Origin of the sequence: Rhodopseudomonas sp. NSM (assembly GCF_052445935.1) — a bacterium.
Taxonomy (GTDB): domain Bacteria; phylum Pseudomonadota; class Alphaproteobacteria; order Rhizobiales; family Xanthobacteraceae; genus Rhodopseudomonas.
Window position 1 is genome coordinate 137,667 of sequence record NZ_JBQTCH010000009.1, and the last position, 15,387, is coordinate 153,053.

Consider the following 15,387-nt stretch of genomic DNA (forward strand, 5'->3'; position numbering starts at 1 on the left):
CCGTGACGCCAGCGCCGCTGTCGTTCAATCAATAGGCCGAAGGACCATAAGACGGCGCATAGCCGTACGCGTCGCCGTATCCGCCGGCGCTGTAGCGCGGGTTCGCCACGCAATTGCCGCCCGTGCCCCGCGCCGAGTAGCGGCAGGATTCGAAGCTGACGAAATTGCAGTTGCCGGGATAGCCCTGCTGCGCACCCTGCTTGCAGTAAGGGTATTCGACCTGCGCCGCGGCGGGCTTCGCGGTCATCAATTGGGTCGCTCCGAGCGCACCGAGCGCCATCGTCGCCAGAACCAGAGTTCTCATCGTGCTGTCTCCTTTCGTGGTTGACCATGTCATCGTGCCGACATGCAAATCCAACCATGCGTTGCAGCGAACGTTCCGGCGCCCGGTCGACGCTGCATTGTCGCAGGCGCGCAGCCCGGATCGCGGCGAGGTGCACTGCGGGAATGGGCAAATCAGCGTCGTGACGGGGGAACTAACAGGATCGTGCCCCGGACGCTGCGGAGCGGACTGAATTGCGCGACGCCGCGGCGGGTGGCACAAGGGCGGGGCAAGCAACAACAGACGCGCAATCGCGCCGCGGCGATTTGCCGCCGCGCGGAAAACGCCGCAAAAAAGGGGAGAGACCATGCCGCCACTCAGCGACGCGCCGGGGATCGTCAGTCCGTTCGCCGGAATGGACGTGCCATGGCTGCTGCGGCTGCACGCGCAGGCGCGGCCCAATCATCCCTTCGTGATCTGGGCGCCGTTCGACGCCCCGGCGCGGGTCTGGCGCTACGGCGAATTCCACGACCGGGTCGGCGCGCTCGCCGCCGGCCTCGTCGCGCGCGGCGTCAAGCCCGGCGACGCAGTGCTGATCCATCTCGACAATTGCGCCGAATTCCTGCTCGCCTGGTTCGCCTGCGTCGAGCTCGGCGCGCTCGCCGTCACCACCAACACCCGCTCGGCCGCGGCCGAGATCGACTACTTCGCCGATCATTGCAACGCCGTCGCCGCGATCACCCAGCCGGCCTATGCCGAGCTGGTCGCGGCGAACTGCAAGAAACTGCGCTGGATCGCGGTGATCTCGCACGATCCCGGCTCGCCGCTGCCGGCCCAGAAGGTCGCCAACGCCGACTCGTTCGAGAGCCTGTTCGGCGACAGCGCGAACCGGCCGCGGCGGCCGACGGATCCGTTCGCGCCGTGCAGCGTGCAGTACACTTCGGGCACCACGTCGCGGCCGAAGGCGGTGCTGTGGACCCACGCCAACGCGCTGTGGGGCGCCAAGATCAACGCCGCGCACCAGACGCTGCGCGCCGACGACGTCCACCTCGCTTACCTGCCGCTGTTCCACACCAACGCGCTGGCCTATTCGATGCTGGCGAGCCTGTGGGTCGGCGGCACATGCGTGGTGCAGCCGCGGTTCTCCTCGAGCCGGTTCTGGAACGTCGCGGTCGAGCACCGCTGCACCTGGAACTCCAACATCGCGTTCTGCCTGAAGGCGCTGATGGACCAGGAGACGCCGAAGGATCACGCCTTCCGGATGTGGGGCACCGCGGTCGCGGAGCCGCCGGCCTTCGCGTCGTTCGGCATCAAGATCATCGGCTGGTGGGGCATGACCGAGACCATCACCCACGGCATCATCGCCGAGGCCGACCAGCCCAACACGCCGATGTCGATCGGCCGCGCCGCGCCAGAATACAGCCTTCGCATCGTCGGCGACGACGGCGCGCCGACGCAGGTCGGCGACACCGGCAACCTGCTGATCAAGGGCGTGCCCGGCCTGTCGCTGTTCAAGGAATATCTCCACAACGATCAGGCGACGCGCGACAGCTTCGACGCGCACGGTTACTTCATCACCGGCGACCGCGTCACGCTGCTGGAGCACGGCGCGATCCGGTTCGGCGACCGCGCCAAGGACATGCTCAAGGTCGGCGGCGAGAACGTCGCGGCCTCCGAGATCGAGCAGGTGGTGGTCACCGTGCCGGGCGTGCGCGAGGCCGCGGTGGTGGCGAAGAAGCACCCGATGCTCGACGAGGTGCCGGTGGTGTTCGTGATCCCCGCCGCCGGCGTCGACAAGGCATCGCCCGACCTCGCCGACCAGATCCTGGCGGCGTGCAGCCGGTCGCTCGCCGATTTCAAGCGCCCGCGCGAAGTCCGTCTGGTCGACGACATGCCGCGCTCGACGCTGGAGAAGGTGGCGAAGGCGGAACTGCGCAAGATGCTGGCGGAGTAGTCGCGTCCTTCTCGTCATTCCGGGCACGCGCAACGCGCGCCCCGGAACGACCGGGTAAACTAACCGCCCATCGCCACCGGGCGGAACGCCTGCAGCAGGCGCTGGTCGATCCTGCCGGCCATCTCCTCCATCCGGCAGAACGCCTGCAGCGGCATCAGCGGGACGTGGTTCTTGCGCTGCGCCACCTGCGACGTGAAGATGTCGACGATGGTGGTGATGCGGACGATGTCGCTGATCTGGTCGCCGTGCAGCGCGTCGGGATAGCCGGAGCCGTCGAGCAGTTCGTGGTGATGCAGCACGACGTCGAGGGTCTCGCGCGGGAAACTGCCTTCGGCGGCCAGCGCATCGTAGCCGAGCCGCGGATGCTCGCGGAATTTGCGCAGGCGTTCGCCTTGCAGGGCGTCGATATGGTCGAGCACGCCGACCTCGACGAACGCCTTGCCGACGTCGAACAGCAGCGCGGCGCGGGTCAGGCGGCGCTGGTCCTCCTCGCGCATGCCGAGGTGCTGCGCGAAGGCGACCGCATAGCCGGTCGCGAACAGCGCCAGCCGATAGCTCTCATTGTGGTGGCGGCCGACCGCGGCGAGCCATTCGCGCAGCGAGGTGCGCCGGATCGCCCTGAGGATCGAACCCTCGGCCTGAAGCACGTCCTGATAGCTGAGCGGCCGGCCGGCCGGCAGCCGCTCGAACATCTTGACGAGCACGCCGTGCGCCGCGGCGATGCCCTGGCTCATCGCCTCGGCGCGGGCGTCGGCGGTGATCTCCGACGCATCCGGAAACGCCGCGCGGATCCGCGCCAGCAGGTCGCGCGAATCGAACGGGCGGGCGATGGTGTCGGTGGCACCGAGCGCCCAGGCCTGCATCGAGCCGTGGTGCAGCTCGTCGGCCAGCACGAACAGCCGGGGGAAGGGCTGGTAACCGCCGCCGAGCAACCGTTGCTTGACGCGCTGCACGCTGTCGGCGGAGCGCAGATTGATATCGACGACGATCCCGGACAGGTCGCGCGACGGGGCTTCCGGCAATTCCGCGGTCGAGACGATCTGGACCTCGGCGACGCCGGCGAGGATGCGCGCGAGATCCGCGCTCTGATCGCGGCGGTCGGACGCCAGGATCAGCCGTCGCCGCGGCTCGGTCTGGGGCGCCGATTGTCGGGCTAATGAGTTCATGGATCACCGGATGGGTGTGACATAGGCCTGCGCCATCCCTACCGGGAAAGTGGTTCCCACTGCTTAATGGGCATTCTTAACGATCGGTGTTTTTTCCGCGCGGATTTGATTGGTATTGTGCGAATTCGAGCGGCTGCGCGCTCGGCTTCGGGACAGGCCGCGGCTATGATACGGCGACCGGAAGGAAGATGATGGCAAAGACCGCACCGACCCTGATCGACGGCAACGACAGGCGACCAGCACGCAGCCGCGCGAGAAGCGTGCGGCTCGCGGCGGCGATGGCCGGATCGCTGATCTCGGCATCCTCACTCGCGCTGCCGGCCTCGGCGCAGCAACGGGGGCCGGTCGTCGTCGCACCGCCGTTCATCGCGACGCTGTCCAACACCACGCCGCTGGCATTCGGAATGGATGCGCTGCAGGCGGAACGCGCGCTCGGCATGCCGCTGAACTACGTCAGCGGCCGGCGCGGCGACGAAATCTTCCTGGCGATCCGCACCGGCGGCGGCAGCGGCTTCTTCAATCGCCGCGACCGGCTGTATCTGCAATTCCGCCACGGCCGGCTGACCGGCTGGAAGGGCGACTGGGGCCGCAACTGGATGTGGGATTAGCCGCCGGTCGACCGCGGCGCCTCGACTCAGAACCAGCGTTCGCTCACCATCACGGTGTCGCCCGGCGTCAGCGGGGTGACAAGCGGGACGACGGCACGGACCATCGCGCCGCCATCGGGGTGCGTCAGCGTCACGCTGTCACGGCGGGCGCGCGGCGAGAAGCCCCCGGCAATCGCGACCGCGCTCTCCACCGTCATGCCCGGCACATAGGGATACTGGCCGGGCGCGAGCACCTCGCCGAGAATGTAGAACGGCCGATACTGATCGATTTCGACCGCCACCGAAGGCTCGCGGATGAAGCCGTTGCGCAGCCGCGCGGAGATCGCGGCGGCCAGACCGGCCGGGGTGCGGCCGCGCGCGGGCACGCTGCCGATCAGCGGCATGGTGATCGAGCCGGATGCGTCGATCGCGTAGGTGTTGGTGAGACCTTCCTGGCCGTAGACCACGATGCGCAGCCGGTCGCCGGCATCGAGGCGATATTCCGAATGCGGAGTGGGCATCGGCGCGGGCGCATAGGCAACCCGACCCGGCCCGGCAGAACCGCCATAGGCCATGCTGTCGAGGGTGTTGGATGGCTGAACCGCGACCGGACCCGACCGCCGCATGCAGCCGCCCAGCGCGAGCGCTGCCATCACGGCAATCATCGACAATCGAAACGCGTGGTCCAAACGCACAGGAGCCATTCCCTCTCCACGAGATGGCTCCGTTTATGCCCTGTTAGGGTTAACAAATTGTTGGCGGTGCGTAGTTCCGCAGGGGCGCGCTTCGCCACGCGAGGTGTCGATGATACCGATTTTGGCCTTGCCTATCCGCATGTCGTCCCCGCGCAGGCGGGGACCCATACGCCGCAGCGTCTCGATTGAAGCCGGTGGCAGAGGCTTTCTTTTACTTGAAAAGCCAGGGGTTATGGGTCCCCGCCTGCGCGGGGACGACTCGCGGCGGGTGCAGCGGCTGACATCCGATCCATCTGCGATATCCCTGCCCGCAAGCGGGAGAGGTTGCGCCGTGCCGGATCGCAAAGCATGCGTTACAGGCAAGCGGGAACGATGCTCAGGCGGTGACGCCGGCGCCGACCGGGCACGACACGCCGGTGCCGCCGAGGCCGCAATAGCCGCCGGGATTCTTCGCCAGATATTGCTGGTGATCGTCCTCGGCGAAATAGAACTCGCCGGCCGGCGCGATCTCGGTGGTGATCGACCCGAAGCGCCTGGCGCCGAGCGCCTGCTGATACGCCTCGCGCGACGCGTCGGCGGCGCGCGCCTGCGCCTCGCCGAAAGTGTAGATCGCGGAGCGATATTGCGAGCCGACATCGTTGCCCTGGCGCATCCCCTGGGTCGGGTCGTGGCTTTCCCAGAACGTCTTCAGCAGCGCCTCGTAGGAGATCTTCGTCGGGTCGAACACCACCAGCACCGCTTCGGTGTGGCCGGTGCGGCCGGAGCAGACTTCCTGATAGGTCGGGTTCGGCGTGTAGCCGCCGGCATAGCCGACCGCGGTGGTGTAGACGGCGTCGCCGAGCTCCCAGAATTTGCGCTCCGCCCCCCAGAAGCAGCCGAGCCCGAACACCGCCCGTTGCAGCCCCTCGGGATAAGGCGGCTGGATGCGATGGCCGTTGACGAAATGGCTGCGCGCGGTCGGGATCGGCGTGGCGCGGCCCGGCAGCGCCTCGCTGGCGCTCGGCATCGAGGTCGTTTTACGCGTGAAGAACATGGACACCTCCCGGCGCGCCGCGGCGGTCAAGCTCGCCCGGGCGCCCGTTTGCTGGATGATGCTGGCGGGCAGCCTAACGCTGTCGCCACCGGCTCTCGAGTGAAGTCTGGATATAGGGTTTTACGCGCCGACCGACAGGGTTGTTACGCAGAGCCCGCCCGACCGACCGTCAGCGGGCGTAGCCGATCAGCGGCTTGCGCGGCCGGAACAGCAGCAGCAGCAGCAGGCCGGCGACGCCGAGCACCGCGAAGGTCGGCTGCGCCAGCAGCAGCTTGACGACATGGGTCCAGAGCCAGGGCGCGACCTGCTCGATCCAGACCCGGAAGGCATGCTGGCTGGACTGATGGACGTCGTTCCAGACTTCCCCGAGCGGAGTCCATTGCAGGGAACTGTCGGCGACCGAACGGGCGCCGTCATAGACCAGGAAGATGAATCCTCCGGTCAGCAGCAGCAAGCCGATCAGTCGAAAGAACCCGCGGATCATCGCCCACCCCGATGGAATTGACCGGCCCCTTCGCCGCGTCTACCGGTCCGGCGCACAAAACACAACCTCACCAGCGACTTATCCCTGCCCGCGGAGCGGCTTTGCGGTGAAACCCCGCCGCTCACCGATGCGAGCCCCGCCCGACAATGGGCCACCGCAACCGTTGACGCTGGAAAGCTGTGGCTTTATAAGGCGCGGATTGGCGGTGGGGTCTCCCTGCCGCCGCTGTTCTTTGAAGCGGCGTCGCGTTTTCGGCCCGTCGGCTCCAGGAACAAGCTTCAGGACATCCGGAACACACGGCGAGGCTCCGATCATCGGCGGCTCCGTCATCAGCCCGGCCCTCCGCAGCGGAGGCCGCCGCAGGATTTGAGAGAACATGGCCAATACGTCTTCCGCGAAGAAAGCGACTCGCAAGATTGCCCGGCGCACCGCGGTCAACAAGTCGCGCCGCACCCAGATGCGCGGTTCGGTCCGGACCGTCGAAGAAGCGATCGCCAGCGGCGACCGCGACGCAGCGCTGAAGGCGATGGCGAATGCCGAGCCTGCGCTGATGCGCGCCGCCCAGCGCAACATCGTTCACAAGAACGCCGCGAGCCGAAAGGTGTCGCGCCTCGCGCACCGGATCGCGCAACTCGGGAAGTAATTCTCAAGTTCAGAAGAGAATCAAATGCCCGGCTGAGCCGGGCATTTTTTTTGCACGGCTGACCGATTTTTCGCGCGCGAGATGCGCGCCTCGATGCGCGCCAGCGATCCGCGCACTGCATTGCCATCGACGCAGAAGACGCCGTCTTCGAATCCACTCCGCGTAGATCTTCTCCGGCCGACGCCTCTTGTGTCGAACGATGGGACGAGCGGCGATCGCAATCCCGCATCGTGACGAACGCAGCGCACGCGTCGCCGGAGTCGATCGCGGCAACGCTGTTCAGTGCATCGTGCGCGGTGTCGGGCTGTCCGGGCGAGGTTTAAAAAAGTACTGGGGCACAACCGGAACTCGTTGCGTGACGAGATCGCGCCATCACGCCTCGGGACTCTACGTAGTAACAACAATGCGTGGGTTACCCTGTCGGAACGCTCACGAAAAAACCCGGCCAGCGAGACACTTATCGACAAAGCGAAAGCGAGCGCTTTGAATCCGCCGTCGCGCGACCGTCAAAGGTAAAGGATTCATGAAAAACTTTTAGGCGTGCGATGGAATTGTCACGCACGGTTCACTCGTCGAATCTGTGCACAGATTCAAAATCTTGCCTTCGCCGGGACGCGCCGCTGCCTAATCGCTCGCACCCCGCGCCGCGTTTCGCGCCGCTCCGATCGAATCATATTCGTTGCGGGAAAAGGGAGGTCGTGTATTTCTTAGATCGCCCGCGACGCCCACGGTTCTTCAGATCAGCGCGGTTTGAGAACCAGGGGCGGGCATGCAGATCGGCGGCGGTGTGCGTGTTAGTGGCGTTTTTCAAATGACAGAGAGATTGTCACTCATAGCAATATGAGACCGGCGAAGCCGTGTCTGAATTCGTTGGGAACGTTTGCTTGCAAACGTTCAGGCGGGCGATGGCAAGGCGCGCGACAATCGGGGCGTCACGAAAACGGCGCAGCGGGATTGGAAGTGACACGGGATTTGACGACATCTTGCCGCGTGCAAGCGCGTCAGGAGGGGGAGGTTTCATGAGCGACGAATTCAACGTTTCATTCCGGGACGCCGAGGTTTCGGCCAGAGATTATTTCAAGACATCCACCACCATCGCCAGTCGCTGCAGCGCTCGAACTCCGGTGCATCCGTCGAGTCCGCGCTGACCTGAAGCAACCACATTAATCGGACCCTGGGCTGACGTCGGCGCGTTGCCGAACGGCGGAGCCGTGTCCGGAGTTTGCTTCGCGACGCCGCTGCGGGGCGCGAGCCGTCATGGTTTCGCCCGCTGCGTTGATCATCACTCAATCTGAAAAGCTGCTGAAATGACGAACATGGAACATGATCGCTGGTCTCGCGTAAAAGGCCGTCTGCGCTCGAGCGTCGGGGAAGACGTGTATTCGAGCTGGTTCGCGCGCATGGACCTCGAAGCCGTTCAGCCGGAGAGCGTGCATCTGTCGGTGCCGACGCGGTTTCTGAAAAGCTGGATCCAGACCCACTATTCCGACAAAGTGCTGACCTGCTGGCAGGCGGAGCTGCCGGAGGTCTGCCGCATCGATCTCACCGTGCGCTCGCCGATGCGCGCCGCGGTGGCGAAGGAAGCACCGGCGCCGGTCGAGCATCGCCGCGACGAGCATCGTCCGGCGACCGAGATGCGCAGCCATGCGACGGTGCCCGCATCCTCCAATCACGACGCGCTCGGCGGCTCGCCGCTCGATCCGCGGCTGACATTCGCGAGCTTCGTGGTCGGCCGCTCCAACACGCTGGCGCATGCCGCCGCGAGGCAGGTGGCGGAAGGCCGCCGCGGCGATCCGGTGATGTTCAACCCGCTCTACATTCATTCCGGCGTCGGCCTCGGCAAGACGCATCTGCTGCAGGCGGTGACCTGGTCGGGCAATTCCGGCAACGAGCGCAAGGTGCTGTATCTCACCGCCGAAAAATTCATGTACGGCTTCGTCGCCGCGCTGAAGACGCAGACCTCGCTCGCCTTCAAGGAAGCGCTGCGCGGCATCGACGTGCTGGTGATCGACGATCTGCAATTCCTGCAGGGCAAGACCACCCAGGCCGAATTCTGCCACACGCTGAACGCGCTGATCGACGCCGGCCGCCAGGTCGTGGTCGCGGCCGATCGTCCGCCGTCCGATCTCGAAAGCCTCGACGAGCGCGTGCGCTCACGGCTCGCCGGCGGTCTCGTCGTCGAGATGGCGCCGCTCGGCGAAGATCTGCGGCTCGGCATCCTGAAGTCGCGCGTGGTCGCGGCGCGCGCACATCATGCGAGCTTCGACGTGCCGGCTCCGGTGCTGGAATATCTCGCCCGCGCCATCACCCATAACGGCCGCGACCTCGAAGGCGCGATCAACCGGCTGCTGGCGCATTCCAAGCTCAACGCCCAGCCGGTGACGCTGGAGATGGCCGAGCACGAGGTGCGCGACCTGATCCGGCCGCAAGAGCCGAAGCGGATCAAGATCGAGGACATCCAGCGCATCGTCGCGCGGCAGTACAATGTCAGCCGCTCCGACCTGCTGTCGTCGCGCCGCACCGCCAATGTGGTGCGCCCGCGCCAGGTGGCGATGTATCTGGCCAAGACGCTGACGCTGCGCTCGCTGCCGGAGATCGGCCGCCGTTTCGGCGGACGCGACCACACCACGGTGTTGCACGCCGTGCGCAAGATCGAAGGGCTGGTGTCCAAGGACACCACGCTGTCCGACGAGGTGGAATCGCTCAAGCGCCAGCTCCAGGAATAGTCGGGGCAATAGCCGGCGCGATCGCCGGCACGACGGCAGGCGCGTCGCCCGGTCGCGGGCGCCGGCCGGCCGAAACACGGGGAAATTCGGAGCCGTACCGGCCACGCACCCTTGCGTCCGCCGCCTAACCACGCCACCCTGCGGACCCCCCGCGGGTTCGGGCGACATCCGCAGGGTCCCCATTGCCGTGGCGCCGTCTCAGGCCGCCCGGCTTCTCCAGTACCTCCGGAAGCTCCATCACACGATGCGGGTTCGGATCAGGCGGGTTTTGCAATGAAGGTCACGGTCGAACGCGCGCAACTTCTGAAGTCGCTGGGCCACGTCCATCGCGTGGTCGAGCGCCGCAACACCATTCCGATCCTCGGCAACGTGCTGGTGCGCGCCGAAAACGCCCAGCTCGCATTGAAGGCGACCGACCTCGACCTCGAGGTCACCGAGACGCTGCCGGCCGACACCGCAACGGCGGGCTCGACCACGGTGCCGGCGCACATGTTCTACGACATCGTGCGCAAATTGCCCGACGGCTCGCAGATCGTGCTGGAAAGCGACGGCGACCGCTCGGTGCTGGCGATCCGCGCCGGGCGCTCGCGCTTCACGCTACAGACCCTGCCGGAGAGCGACTTCCCGGATCTGGCCGCCGGCGAGATGTCGCACGCATTCTCGCTCACCGCCTCCGACGTCAAGCGGCTGATCGACCGCACGCAATTCGCGATCTCCACCGAGGAGACCCGCTACTATCTCAACGGCATCTATCTGCACACCGCGGGCTCGGGCAAGGACGCCAGGCTGCGCGCGGTCGCGACCGACGGCCATCGCCTGGCGCAGGTCGATCTGGCGCAGCCCGCCGGCGCGGCCGGGATGCCGGGCGTGATCGTGCCGCGCAAGACCGTCGGCGAAGTGCAGCGGCTGATCGAGGACAACGACGCAGAGATCGGCCTCGAACTGTCGGCCGGCAAGATCCGCTTCACCATCGGCAATGTGGTGCTGACCTCGAAGCTGATCGACGGCACCTTCCCGGATTACGGCCGCGTGATTCCGCAGAACAACGACAAGGAGTTGGTGGTCGACAAGAAGGACTTCGAGGCCGCGGTCGATCGCGTCTCGACGATCTCGAGCGAGCGCGGCCGCGCGGTGAAGCTGGCCTTGAGCGCCGGACGGCTGGTGCTGTCGGTGACCAATCCGGATTCCGGCAGCGCCACCGAGGAACTCGAAGTCGAATACGCCTCCGACCCGCTCGATATCGGCTTCAACTCGCGCTATCTGCTCGACATCGCCGCCCAGATCGAAGGCGAAGTCGCGGTGCTGCGCCTCGCCGACCCCGGCTCGCCCACCCTGATCCAGGACCGCGACAAGAACAACGCGCTGTATGTGCTGATGCCGATGCGGGTGTAGTTCCGCCCGCAGCGAGTCCAGCGGTCATCGCCCGGCTTGACCGGAGATTCGACCAACAGAATAGATTGTCATTGCCGGGCTTGACCCAAACCCGAGCAAGCGGGTTTGATACCCTCTCCCCTTGTGGGAGAGGGTGGCTTCGCGAAGCGAAGCCGGGTGAGGGGTCATGCCGCAGCGCCCGCGTCACGTTTCAACCCCAGCGAGACTCCGTGCCTTCGCCAAGACGATGCGGCACGCGCCCACTGATGCGGAATCGGCGATCTGGAAGTTGCTGCGCGATCGCCGTTTCGCCCAGTTGAAATTTCGTCGGCAGGTACCGTTCCAGAACTACATTCTCGACTTCGTCTGCTTCGAGCAGCGCCTGGTGATCGAGATCGACGGCAGTCAGCATGCAGAGCAATCGCGCGACCAGATCCGCGATGCCGCGCTCCGCGCTGCGGGCTTTCGCGTGCTGCGCTACTGGAACAACGACGTGCTGCAGCGTCGCACAGCGGTGCTTGAAGATATCCTTGCGAAGCTTTCCGAAACGGACGAATAACCCCTCACCCGGCGCCTCACTTCGTTCGGCGCCACCCTCTCCCACAAGGGGAGAGGGTCACTCGGCGCTGTTCTCGCTGTAATCACATGACCGCCTCCCGCATCACCCGCCTGACGCTGACGCATTTCCGCAATTATCGGGCGGCGGCGTTGCATACGCGCGGCGATGTGGTGGTGCTGGTGGGCGCCAACGGCGCGGGCAAGACCAATTGCCTCGAGGCGATCTCGTTTCTGTCGCCGGGGCGCGGGTTGCGGCGGGCGACGCTCGACGACGTCGCCGACAATGAGGGCGACGGCTCCTGGGCGGTGTCGGCCGAGGTCGAGGGGGCGCTCGGGCTGGCGACGCTCGGCACCGGAATCGATCCGCCGCGCGCCGACACTGCCACCTCGCGGCGCTGCCGGATCGACCGCGAGCCGGTCGGCTCCGCCACCGCATTCGGCGATCACTTGCGCATGGTGTGGCTGACGCCGGCGATGGACGGGCTGTTCATGGGCGCGGCCTCGGAACGGCGGCGGTTCTTCGATCGGCTGGTGCTGGCGATCGACAGCCAGCATTCCAGCCGCGTCTCGGCGCTCGACCGCAGCCTCAGGTCGCGCAACCGGCTGCTCGAGGATTATCGCAACGCGGACTCGCATTGGCTCGATGCGATCGAGCGCGAAACCGCCGAACTCGCGGTCGCGGTCGCGGCGATGCGCGGCCAGACCGCGACGCGCCTCGCCGCGATGCTCGACGCCCGCGGCGCGGCCTCGGCGTTCCCGTCGGCGAAGATCATGCTCGACGGCTGGATGGAGAGCGCGCTGCTCACCGAACCCGCCACAGCCGTGGAAGATCGCTACCGCACCATCCTGCGCGAGGGCCGCCCGCGCGACGCCGCCGCCGGCCGCACCCTCGACGGCCCGCATCTGACCGATCTCGACGTGCTGTACGCGCCGAAGGCGATGCCGGCGCGCGACGCCTCCACCGGCGAGCAGAAGGCGCTGCTGATCGGCCTGGTGCTCGCGCACGCGCAGCTGGTCTCGGAGATGACCGGCATCACCCCGCTGCTGCTGCTCGACGAGGTGGTGGCGCATCTCGACCCGTCGCGCCGCGCCGCATTGTTCAGCGAGTTGGCCAGGCTCGGCGCGCAGGTCTGGATGACCGGCGCCGACCCCGCGGCGTTCGCCGAGATCGGCCCCGGCGCCGAGATTTTCACCGTCGAATCCGGCCGGATCGCGCCGCCATCGTGAGCGCGTCGCGCGCCGAAACGCGGCCGGAACCGGCCCCGGCGCGCGGTCTTTCCGGCGCCTTCGAATCGACCGTTTCGGGGCTTGCCAAACGTCTTAAAAATCCTATTTCTTCAATAACTTGCCGCATGCCACTTTGGGCTAGGCGCAACCCGTCTTTCATGGCACAAATGACGCCTCATCGCGCGGTTGCCCGCCGATTCGATTTTCATCCTTCAAAGGTTGTTGCATGACTGAACCCGCCCGGCAGCCGATCGCCGAAACCCCGTCTTCCGTTCCGGTCGAATACGGCGCGGAATCGATCCGGGTGCTGAAGGGGCTCGACGCCGTGCGCAAGCGGCCGGGCATGTATATCGGCGACACCGACGACGGGTCCGGCCTGCACCATATGGTGTACGAAGTCGTCGACAACGCTATCGACGAGGCGCTGGCCGGCCACGCCACCGCGGTGGAAGTGGTGCTCAACGCCGACGGCTCGGTGACGGTGCGCGACGACGGTCGCGGCATTCCGGTCGACATCCACAAGGGCGAAGGCATCTCGGCGGCCGAGGTCATCATGACCCAGCTCCACGCCGGCGGAAAATTCGACCAGAATTCCTACAAGGTCTCCGGCGGCCTGCACGGCGTCGGCGTCTCGGTGGTCAATGCGCTGTCGAGCAAGCTGATCCTGCGCGTCTGGCGGGGCGGCAAGGAGCACATCATCGAATTCGCCCATGGCGACGCGGTGGCGCCGCTCAGCGTGGTCGGCGACGCCAATGGCCGGCGCGGCACCGAGGTGACGTTTTTTGCATCGCCGGAAACCTTCACCCACATCGAATATGACTTCGCCACGCTCGAGCATCGCTTGCGCGAACTCGCCTTCCTGAATTCCGGCGTCAACATCGTGCTGTCGGACATGCGCCACCCGGTCGAGAAGCGCGAAGAGATGCGCTACGAGGGCGGCGTCACCGAATTCGTGAAGTATCTCGACCGCAACAAGAAGCCGATCGTGCCGGCGCCGATCGTGCTCGCCGCCGACCTCAACGGCATCGGCGTCGAAGCCGCATTGTGGTGGAACGAGACCTACCACGAGAACGTGCTGTGCTTCACCAACAACATCCCGCAGCGCGACGGCGGCACGCATCTGGCCGGCTTCCGCGCCGCGCTGACGCGGCAGGTCAACGGCTATGCGGATGGCAACGCCAAGAAGGAAAAGATCGCGCTGACCGGCGACGATTGCCGCGAAGGCCTCACCGCGGTGCTGTCGGTGAAGGTGCCGGACCCGAAATTCTCGTCGCAGACCAAGGACAAGCTGGTGTCCTCGGAAGTCCGCCCGGTGGTCGAGAACGTGCTGAACGAGGCGCTCGCAGCCTGGTTCGAGGAACATCCCGCCGAAGCCAAGGTGATCGTCGGCAAGGTGATCGAAGCCGCCGCCGCCCGCGAAGCCGCGCGAAAAGCGCGCGAGCTGACGCGGCGCAAGGGCGCGCTGGACATCGCCTCGCTGCCCGGCAAGCTCGCCGACTGCCAGGAGCGCGATCCGTCGAAATCCGAACTGTTCATCGTCGAGGGTGACTCCGCAGGCGGCTCCGCCAAGCAGGGCCGCAACCGCGAATTCCAGGCCGTGCTGCCGCTGCGCGGCAAGATCCTGAACGTCGAGCGCGCGCGCTTCGACAAGATGCTGGGCTCCGAGCAGATCGGCACACTGATCACCGCGCTCGGCACCGGCATCGGCCGCGACGATTTCGATATCGCCAAACTGCGCTATCACAAGATCATCCTGATGACCGACGCCGACGTCGACGGCGCGCATATCCGCACGCTGCTGCTGACGTTCTTCTTCCGGCAGATGCCGGCGCTGATCGAGGGCGGCTTCCTCTACATCGCGCAGCCGCCGCTCTACAAGGTGACGCGCGGCAAGTCCGAGCAGTATCTGAAGGACGAGCGCGCGCTCGAGGAATATCTGATCGCGACCGGGCTCGACGATTGCGCCTTCAAGATCGCCTCCGGCGAAGTCCGCGGCGGCCGGGATCTGCTGGCGCTGGTCGAGGACGCCCGCGTGATCCGCCAGACGCTGCACAATCTGCACGGCCGCTACAACCGCTCGGTGGTCGAACAGGCGGCGATCGCCGGGGTGCTCAACACCGAGATCAGCAAGGACACCGAAAAGGCGAACGCCGCCGCCGACTACATCGCGCGCCGGCTCGACGCGCTGGCCGACGAGGTCGAGCGCGGCTGGATCGGGCGATTCGCCGAGGGCGAAGGTTTCCACTTCGAGCGCACCGTGCGCGGCGTCAAGGACGTCGCCATGATCGACGACGCGCTGCTCGGCTCCGCCGACGCCCGCAAGCTCGACGAATACGCCGCGGTGCTGCAGGAGGTCTATCCGCGCCCCGGCGTGCTCCGCCGCAAGGATGCGGAGACCGCGATCCACGGCCCGGTCAGCCTGTTCGAGGCGGTGACCGACGCCGGCCGCAAGGGCGTGGCGCTGCAGCGCTACAAAGGCCTCGGCGAGATGAACCCGAGCCAGCTCTGGGAAACCACGCTCGACACCAACGCCCGCTCGCTGTTGCAGGTCAGGGTGCGCGAGGTCGACGAAGCCGACGACATCTTCACCAAGCTGATGGGCGACGTCGTCGAACCCCGCCGCGAATTCATCCAGGAGAACTCGCTGCAGGCGACGGTGGACGTGTAGCGCGACGAATCTC

General features: G+C 66.5%; 14 protein-coding genes. 9 read left to right on the top strand and 5 right to left on the bottom strand.

Annotated features, from left to right (window positions below):
- Window positions 1–28: 28 nt before the first annotated feature.
- The gene (locus ACTZWT_RS21100; protein WP_444771638.1) at window positions 29–304 is read right to left on the bottom strand and encodes a DUF3551 domain-containing protein; all 276 of its coding nucleotides are present in this window, start codon (window positions 302–304) and stop codon (window positions 29–31) included.
- A 325-nt stretch (window positions 305–629) separates the two neighbouring features.
- Between ACTZWT_RS21100 and ACTZWT_RS21105 the strand changes: the two genes are divergently transcribed.
- Window positions 630–2,216 (top strand): AMP-binding protein, encoded by a 1,587-nt coding sequence (locus ACTZWT_RS21105; protein ID WP_444771639.1) that lies wholly within the window; start codon window positions 630–632, stop codon window positions 2,214–2,216.
- 59 nt (window positions 2,217–2,275) lie between these two features.
- Here the strand turns inward: ACTZWT_RS21105 and ACTZWT_RS21110 are convergent, their stop codons facing one another.
- Window positions 2,276–3,382 carry an HD-GYP domain-containing protein gene (locus ACTZWT_RS21110; RefSeq protein WP_444771640.1) on the bottom strand — a complete coding sequence of 369 codons (1,107 nt, stop codon included), beginning with the start codon at window positions 3,380–3,382 and terminating at the stop codon, window positions 2,276–2,278.
- 191 nt (window positions 3,383–3,573) lie between these two features.
- Here ACTZWT_RS21110 and ACTZWT_RS21115 point away from each other — a divergent pair, with 191 nt between their 5' ends.
- Window positions 3,574–3,990, top strand: a complete 417-nt coding sequence (locus tag ACTZWT_RS21115) for a hypothetical protein (RefSeq protein ID WP_444771641.1) — start codon at window positions 3,574–3,576, stop codon at window positions 3,988–3,990.
- A gap of 26 nt (window positions 3,991–4,016) precedes the next feature.
- Here ACTZWT_RS21115 and ACTZWT_RS21120 read toward each other — a convergent pair whose 3' ends face one another.
- The 3 genes from ACTZWT_RS21120 to ACTZWT_RS21130 all read right to left on the bottom strand — a co-directional run bounded on the left by ACTZWT_RS21120 (window position 4,017) and on the right by ACTZWT_RS21130 (window position 6,181).
- Window positions 4,017–4,673, bottom strand: a complete 657-nt coding sequence (locus ACTZWT_RS21120; RefSeq protein WP_444771642.1) for a polysaccharide biosynthesis/export family protein — start codon at window positions 4,671–4,673, stop codon at window positions 4,017–4,019.
- 367 nt (window positions 4,674–5,040) lie between these two features.
- A complete protein-coding gene (msrA, locus tag ACTZWT_RS21125) occupies window positions 5,041–5,697 on the bottom strand; it encodes a peptide-methionine (S)-S-oxide reductase MsrA (RefSeq protein WP_444771643.1) in 657 nt (218 codons plus the stop codon).
- A 169-nt stretch (window positions 5,698–5,866) separates the two neighbouring features.
- Window positions 5,867–6,181, bottom strand: a complete 315-nt coding sequence (locus tag ACTZWT_RS21130) for a hypothetical protein (protein ID WP_444771644.1) — start codon at window positions 6,179–6,181, stop codon at window positions 5,867–5,869.
- Between the two features lie 376 nt (window positions 6,182–6,557).
- On the opposite strand from ACTZWT_RS21130, the gene rpsT reads away from it, so the two are divergent.
- The 7 genes from rpsT (at window position 6,558) to gyrB (ending at window position 15,374) form a co-directional block, all read left to right on the top strand.
- Window positions 6,558–6,824, top strand: coding sequence for a 30S ribosomal protein S20 (gene rpsT / locus ACTZWT_RS21135; protein ID WP_322515260.1), 267 nt, complete (start codon window positions 6,558–6,560; stop codon window positions 6,822–6,824).
- A gap of 1,019 nt (window positions 6,825–7,843) precedes the next feature.
- Entirely contained in the window at window positions 7,844–7,972 is a 129-nt protein-coding gene (locus ACTZWT_RS21140) for a hypothetical protein (protein WP_444771645.1), read from the top strand.
- Window positions 7,973–8,131: 159 nt separating this feature from the next.
- Window positions 8,132–9,550: a chromosomal replication initiator protein DnaA gene (dnaA, locus tag ACTZWT_RS21145; RefSeq protein ID WP_444771646.1), complete on the top strand. Its 1,419-nt coding sequence runs from the start codon at window positions 8,132–8,134 to the stop codon at window positions 9,548–9,550.
- Between the two features lie 273 nt (window positions 9,551–9,823).
- Window positions 9,824–10,942 carry a DNA polymerase III subunit beta gene (gene dnaN / locus ACTZWT_RS21150; protein ID WP_444771647.1) on the top strand — a complete coding sequence of 373 codons (1,119 nt, stop codon included), beginning with the start codon at window positions 9,824–9,826 and terminating at the stop codon, window positions 10,940–10,942.
- 166 nt (window positions 10,943–11,108) lie between these two features.
- Entirely contained in the window at window positions 11,109–11,480 is a 372-nt protein-coding gene (locus ACTZWT_RS21155) for an endonuclease domain-containing protein (RefSeq protein WP_444771648.1), read from the top strand.
- Between the two features lie 86 nt (window positions 11,481–11,566).
- A complete protein-coding gene (gene recF, locus ACTZWT_RS21160) occupies window positions 11,567–12,706 on the top strand; it encodes a DNA replication/repair protein RecF (RefSeq protein WP_444771649.1) in 1,140 nt (379 codons plus the stop codon).
- A gap of 226 nt (window positions 12,707–12,932) precedes the next feature.
- Window positions 12,933–15,374 carry a DNA topoisomerase (ATP-hydrolyzing) subunit B gene (gyrB, locus tag ACTZWT_RS21165; protein WP_444771650.1) on the top strand — a complete coding sequence of 814 codons (2,442 nt, stop codon included), beginning with the start codon at window positions 12,933–12,935 and terminating at the stop codon, window positions 15,372–15,374.
- Window positions 15,375–15,387 lie beyond the last annotated feature (13 nt).

What these genes read in the sequence shown, in the direction of transcription:
- ACTZWT_RS21100 (WP_444771638.1), bottom strand. Translation starts at nt 304, where the DNA reads ATGAGAACTCTGGTTCTGGCGACGATGGCGCTCGGTGCGCTCGGAGCG.
- ACTZWT_RS21105 (WP_444771639.1), top strand. Translation starts at nt 630, where the DNA reads ATGCCGCCACTCAGCGACGCGCCGGGGATCGTCAGTCCGTTCGCCGGA.
- ACTZWT_RS21110 (WP_444771640.1), bottom strand. Translation starts at nt 3,382, where the DNA reads ATGAACTCATTAGCCCGACAATCGGCGCCCCAGACCGAGCCGCGGCGA.
- ACTZWT_RS21115 (WP_444771641.1), top strand. Translation starts at nt 3,574, where the DNA reads ATGGCAAAGACCGCACCGACCCTGATCGACGGCAACGACAGGCGACCA.
- ACTZWT_RS21120 (WP_444771642.1), bottom strand. Translation starts at nt 4,673, where the DNA reads ATGGCTCCTGTGCGTTTGGACCACGCGTTTCGATTGTCGATGATTGCC.
- msrA (WP_444771643.1), bottom strand. Translation starts at nt 5,697, where the DNA reads ATGTTCTTCACGCGTAAAACGACCTCGATGCCGAGCGCCAGCGAGGCG.
- ACTZWT_RS21130 (WP_444771644.1), bottom strand. Translation starts at nt 6,181, where the DNA reads ATGATCCGCGGGTTCTTTCGACTGATCGGCTTGCTGCTGCTGACCGGA.
- rpsT (WP_322515260.1), top strand. Translation starts at nt 6,558, where the DNA reads ATGGCCAATACGTCTTCCGCGAAGAAAGCGACTCGCAAGATTGCCCGG.
- ACTZWT_RS21140 (WP_444771645.1), top strand. Translation starts at nt 7,844, where the DNA reads ATGAGCGACGAATTCAACGTTTCATTCCGGGACGCCGAGGTTTCGGCC.
- dnaA (WP_444771646.1), top strand. Translation starts at nt 8,132, where the DNA reads ATGACGAACATGGAACATGATCGCTGGTCTCGCGTAAAAGGCCGTCTG.
- dnaN (WP_444771647.1), top strand. Translation starts at nt 9,824, where the DNA reads ATGAAGGTCACGGTCGAACGCGCGCAACTTCTGAAGTCGCTGGGCCAC.
- ACTZWT_RS21155 (WP_444771648.1), top strand. Translation starts at nt 11,109, where the DNA reads ATGCCGCAGCGCCCGCGTCACGTTTCAACCCCAGCGAGACTCCGTGCC.
- recF (WP_444771649.1), top strand. Translation starts at nt 11,567, where the DNA reads ATGACCGCCTCCCGCATCACCCGCCTGACGCTGACGCATTTCCGCAAT.
- gyrB (WP_444771650.1), top strand. Translation starts at nt 12,933, where the DNA reads ATGACTGAACCCGCCCGGCAGCCGATCGCCGAAACCCCGTCTTCCGTT.